The 5,033-nt window shown below is 51.1% G+C and carries 3 protein-coding genes; 1 reads left to right on the top strand and 2 read right to left on the bottom strand.

The window, feature by feature from the left end; all coding sequences use genetic code 11:
• Positions 1-836: HD domain-containing protein (locus tag PLA23_RS10365; protein ID WP_324475130.1), on the top strand; the 836-nt coding region annotated here is incomplete at its 5' end.
• Between the two features lie 13 nt (positions 837-849).
• Here PLA23_RS10365 and PLA23_RS10360 read toward each other — a convergent pair.
• Entirely contained in the window at positions 850-3,921 is a 3,072-nt protein-coding gene (locus PLA23_RS10360) for a PKD domain-containing protein (RefSeq protein WP_324330318.1), read from the bottom strand.
• Between the two features lie 149 nt (positions 3,922-4,070).
• A partial coding sequence (locus tag PLA23_RS10355) for a PKD domain-containing protein (RefSeq protein ID WP_324475129.1) occupies positions 4,071-5,033 on the bottom strand: 963 nt, incomplete at its 5' end.

The raw sequence follows: 5,033 nt of genomic DNA, 5'->3' as shown, positions 1-5,033 counted from the left end.
TGAACGCCGGTCTTGATCCGGATGATATCTGTCAGCTCATCACCGGGCATCATCGCTGTTCTGGGATTATTCATGGTGACCTGGATGTTGATCGGATGGATTACCTGCTTCGTGATGCGCATTATACCGGGGTGCCATATGGAACCGTGGATGCGATGCGTCTCATCAGGGCGATGCGGCTGTCAGATGCCGGAATTGTCCTTGATATGTCCGGTGTCCAGGCAGCTGAATCGCTTCTGATCGCCCGGACCCTCATGCGTCCGTCGGTGTACTACCACCATGTAAGCAGGATTGCAGAGAAGATGTTCTCACTTGCGGTGTATGAGTACATCAGGACTGATCCACATCGTCTCCTCTCCTCCCTGCTGCACGGTGATGATGCCGCATGTATGCAGCACCTTCTTCATGCAGAGAACCCTATTGTATCCCGTCTTGCAACTGATCTCTATGAAAGAAGGCTTTATAAACGGGCATTATACCTCGGGAAGGATGATGTGCGGGACGTGCATCATATAACGTCTGAATCATTCCTTCGTGAACGTGACCTTGCAACAAAGATTGCACAAGAGGCTGGTATCAGTCCGATGCAGGTTATGGTTGACATACCTTCCTTCCCACGGGATATCTGGATGGATGTTCAGGTTCAGGATAAACACGCAGTCCGGCGGCTTGAAGAGGTATCACCACTGGTTACTACGCTGAATGAGACAAGAAGAAGTCAGTGGCGGCTGGGTGTCTATGCACCGGAAGGTCTGACTGATATGGTATCAGATGCAGCACGACGCATTTTAAGCATCAAACCATACACACGGCAGGAACGACTGCTCTCAATCTAAACCAAAAAAAAGTTTATGCAGCGTTTGCTGCAAGGATTCCGTCTGCGGTCATGTATAACCAGTAGCCGCGGAACGGATACATCAGGGTTGCATCATTACTTCCCTTGATAATCATCGGATCATACTGTTGGGTCTGGGCGTTAAATCCTGCACAGTTCACCCATTTATCCTGCACGGACAGAAGGGTAAACTTCGCCTCAATGGGTGTGGTTCCGGTAAATCCGATACCATTCCATCCTTTCTTCAGGTATGCTGTAGGTGGCGTCTGAACCGGGTTTGTATCATACCGCAGGGGTACTGATGCAGGTCCCTTTGAATAGATCCAGAATCCTTCAAGGGGTTTTACCGGGGTTGACGGGTCCATGGTATTCCACAGATGTTTCCCGGTATCGTACTGGAACATGCTGTGCCCGGCTGAGTCGACAACCTGAAAGATGGAGGCTGTATCATATCCGGGAGCAAGCTTCTTCGGGACTGATACAAAGTTCCATCCGCCTGAGACCGGAAGAAGGTCATCATATGGTGCGGTCACCGTGATAAACTCTGATTTTGAGATGGTATCAGAGCCATATTTGCTTGATGCAGTCAGGGTGACGGTATACTTGCCTTCTTTTGTGTAGGTATGGACCGGGTTTGCAACCATATCCGTTGCCCCGTCTCCAAAGTCCCATGCCCACATGGTTGGGTTTCCAGTGGATGTATCGGTAAAGCTGACCGAAAGTGGCGCTGTTCCGGAACGGGGAGCTGCGTCAAAGTCGGCCTTGATCGGCGGACAACTCTCAACCGTGATGAAGGCCTGTTTGGTGACCGTGCCGGTAGCTCCGTACTGGTTTGATGCGGTCAGGGTGACCGTGTAGGTTCCCGGAACGGTGTACGTATGGACTGGATTTGCAACATTATTATGAGGCGGACATGCTCCTCCGGCACAGGTTATATTCTCATCTTCACCTGCTGGTATGATTCCCCCGTCCCCGAAGTCCCAGTTCCACATGGTTGGTGAGTCTGAAGATCTGTCAGTAAACTGCACCGTCAGCGGAGCACATCCGGATCTGGGTGTTGCATCAAAGTCTGCAACGATTGCCTGAGCGGAAACGGTGATATACGCCTGTTTGACTTCCGTATCAGACGTACCATACTCGTTTGATGCGGTCAGGGTCACGGTATACGTGCCAGGGAGCCGGTACGTATGTCGTGGATTTTGAAGGGTGTTTGGAGGTGGACATGCTCCTCCGGCACAGGTTACATTCTCATCTTCACCTGCTGGTATGATACCCCCGTCCCCGAAGTCCCAGAGCCATTTTGTCGGATTTCCTGTGGACAGATCGGTAAACTGAACGGTCAGGGGTGCATACCCGCTGGTTGGAGTTCCGACAAAGTCGGCATTGATGGATACATCTTTGACAGTAATCCACTGGGTTTTACATACTGTGTCAGAGGTATACTGGTTTGATGCGGTCAGTGTTACCGAATAGGTTCCCGGTTTTGTATATACATGGGTCGGGTTTGCAACCATGTCGGTGGTCCCGTCCCCAAAGTCCCATGCCCACATGGTTGGGTTTCCGGTTGAGAGATCAGTGAACCTGACCGTCAGCGGCGCCTCACCAGTTCGCGGATCAGCAGAAAAGTCTGCCTTGATCGCACGGGGGGTGACCGTAATGTACTGTGTCTTTGTAGCGGTATCTGAACTCCACTGGTTTGATGCGGTCAGGGTAACCGTGTATGTTCCCGGAACGATGTAGGTATGACGTGGATTTTGAAGGGTGTTTGGAGGCGGACATACTCCTCCCTCACAGGTTACATTCTCATCTGCACCTGCCGGTATAATGCTCCCGTCCCCAAAGTCCCAGTTCCACATGGTCGGGTTTCCGGTTGAAAGGTCTGTAAACTGGACCGTCAGCGGCGCCTCACCTGATCGTGGATTTGCAGAGAAATCTGCCTTGATCGCCTTTGGTTTGACGGTAACCCACTGGGTTTTACATACTGTGTCAGAGGTATACTGGTTTGATGCGGTCAGTGTTACCGAATAGGTTCCCGGTTTTGTATATACATGGGTCGGGTTTGCAACCATGTCGGTGGTCCCGTCCCCAAAGTCCCATGCCCACATGGTTGGGTTTCCGGTTGAGAGATCAGTGAACCTGACCGTCAGCGGCGCCTCACCAGTTCGCGGATCAGCAGAAAAGTCTGCCTTGATCGCCGGTGGGTTCACCTTTATGGTCGTTTCACTGACGCCGGCCTCACAGGTCTGGCTGGAGGCAGTAAGACGAACCTGGTATGTTCCGGGGTTTTTATATACATGAACCGGATTTGCAACCATGTCAGTGGTTCCGTCCCCAAAGTCCCATGCCCACATGGTTGGTCCTCCAATCGAGAGATCGGTAAACTGTACGGTGAGTGGTGCAGGTCCGGATGTCGGATCTGCCCTGAATCTGGCCTCAATAATACAGGAAGGCTCAACGATGATGTACTTCTCTTTCACCTTTGTGCTTGATCCTGCAGTCGGGCTGCTTACTGTCAGGGTAACGGTATATTTTCCCGGCCGCTGATAGACATGAGTTGGATTCTGCTCATATGCAGTACCACCATCCCCAAAGTCCCATTTCCACTCTTTTACAGCACCCTTGGAACAATCGGTAAACTGAACCTGCAGCGGTGCCTTTCCATAGGTTGGATTTGCCAGGAAATCTGCCTCAAGTGCTTTTTTATCCCTGACAATAATGTATTGCTGCCTGACCTTGGTACTTGAGGCACCAGTAATACTCGTTGCCGTCAGGGTAACGGTGTATATCCCTGGTTCACTATAGATATGAACCGGGTTTGCCGTTCCTGATGCGGTATTTCCATCCCCAAAATCCCATGCCCACATCGTCGGATAACCGGTCGATGAATCAAGGAACTGAACGCGAAGGGGTGCTACCCCATCCGTTGGACTCCCGATAAAATCAGCAATAATACAGGCACCGCCAGGCCCTTCACAATAGGCCTCTCCGGCTCCTGGTTTTATTGGCTCTCCTGCTCCTGATACCACACCTGATGCCGTAAGTGCAAGCACCAGAAATAGAGCGAGCATATAGAATATTTTTTTCATTCTTCCCACCACCAGCAGTTGTGAAATGTGTCCCTGACACACCCACGCAAACCATACCTTACCTCATACAGACTTAATGGTATCCATCTGTATCCAGTCTCTGTTCGCATATCACATCCCCCCACATTTTTATCATTCCAAAAAAATATTCAGGCTGAAATAGCAGCCAGTGTGCCATTGTCAGACATGAATAACCAGTACCCGCTGTAGGGGTACAGACGGGTGTCATCATTTCTGCCTTTGATGATCATGGTATCATACTGCTGCTTCTCCTCATTGAATCCAAGGCAGTCCACCCACTTGTCCTGAACTGACAGGAAGGTGAATTTTGCCTCCAGAGGTTCACGCCCGGTGAATCCAATTGCATTCCACCCTTTTCGTAACTCCTTGGTCGGAGGTGTCTGGAGTGGATCGGAATCATAGGTAAGCGGAACCTTATCAGCGGTTCGCGAGTAGATCCAGACTGCATCAAGTGGTTTGACCGGGCTAGACGAGGTCATGGTAATCCACTGTCCGGTTACTGCATCATACTGGAAGATACTGTGTCCGTCCACCTGGATATGACTGAATATTGCAGCAGTATCTTTTCCTGGTGCGAGTTTCTTTGGTACTGAAATAAAGTTCCATCCTGGGTAAATCGGAATTGAATCAGCCGGTTGCGGGCTGCTTCCCACACAGATATATCCTGATTTCACCTCGGTGTCGCTTGCCCCGAACTGATTTGAAGCGGTCAGGGTGACGGTATAGGTACCATCGTTCGTGTAGGTATGGGTCGGGTTTGCAAGCATATCGGTCGCCCCGTCTCCAAAGTTCCATGCCCACATGGTCGGCCCGCCGGTTGAGAGATCGGTAAACTGGACTGTCAGGGGTTTGGAACCACTCCGTGGGGATGCGGTAAAGTCTGCCTGGATACCCGGGCTGATCTGGCCGACCGTGATGTATCCCTGTTTTACCTCGGTGTCACTCGCCCCGAACTGATTTGATGCGGTCAGGGTGACGGTATAGGATCCTTCCCGTGTGTAGGTATGAACCGGGTTTGCAATATTGTGACAGTCAGCTCCGGCACAGGTTACATTCTCATCTTCACCTGCTGGTATGATACCCCCGTCCCC

Origin of the sequence: Methanospirillum sp., from assembly GCF_035406105.1 — an archaeon.
Lineage (GTDB): Archaea > Halobacteriota > Methanomicrobia > Methanomicrobiales > Methanospirillaceae > Methanospirillum.
Note: the sequence above shows the minus strand (reverse complement) of the source record. Positions and strands in the feature narration are given on the sequence as shown.

Bases quoted from the DNA above. Each gene is read 5' to 3' on its own strand.
- PLA23_RS10360 (WP_324330318.1), bottom strand. From the start codon at position 3,921: ATGAAAAAAATATTCTATATGCTCGCTCTATTTCTGGTGCTTGCACTT.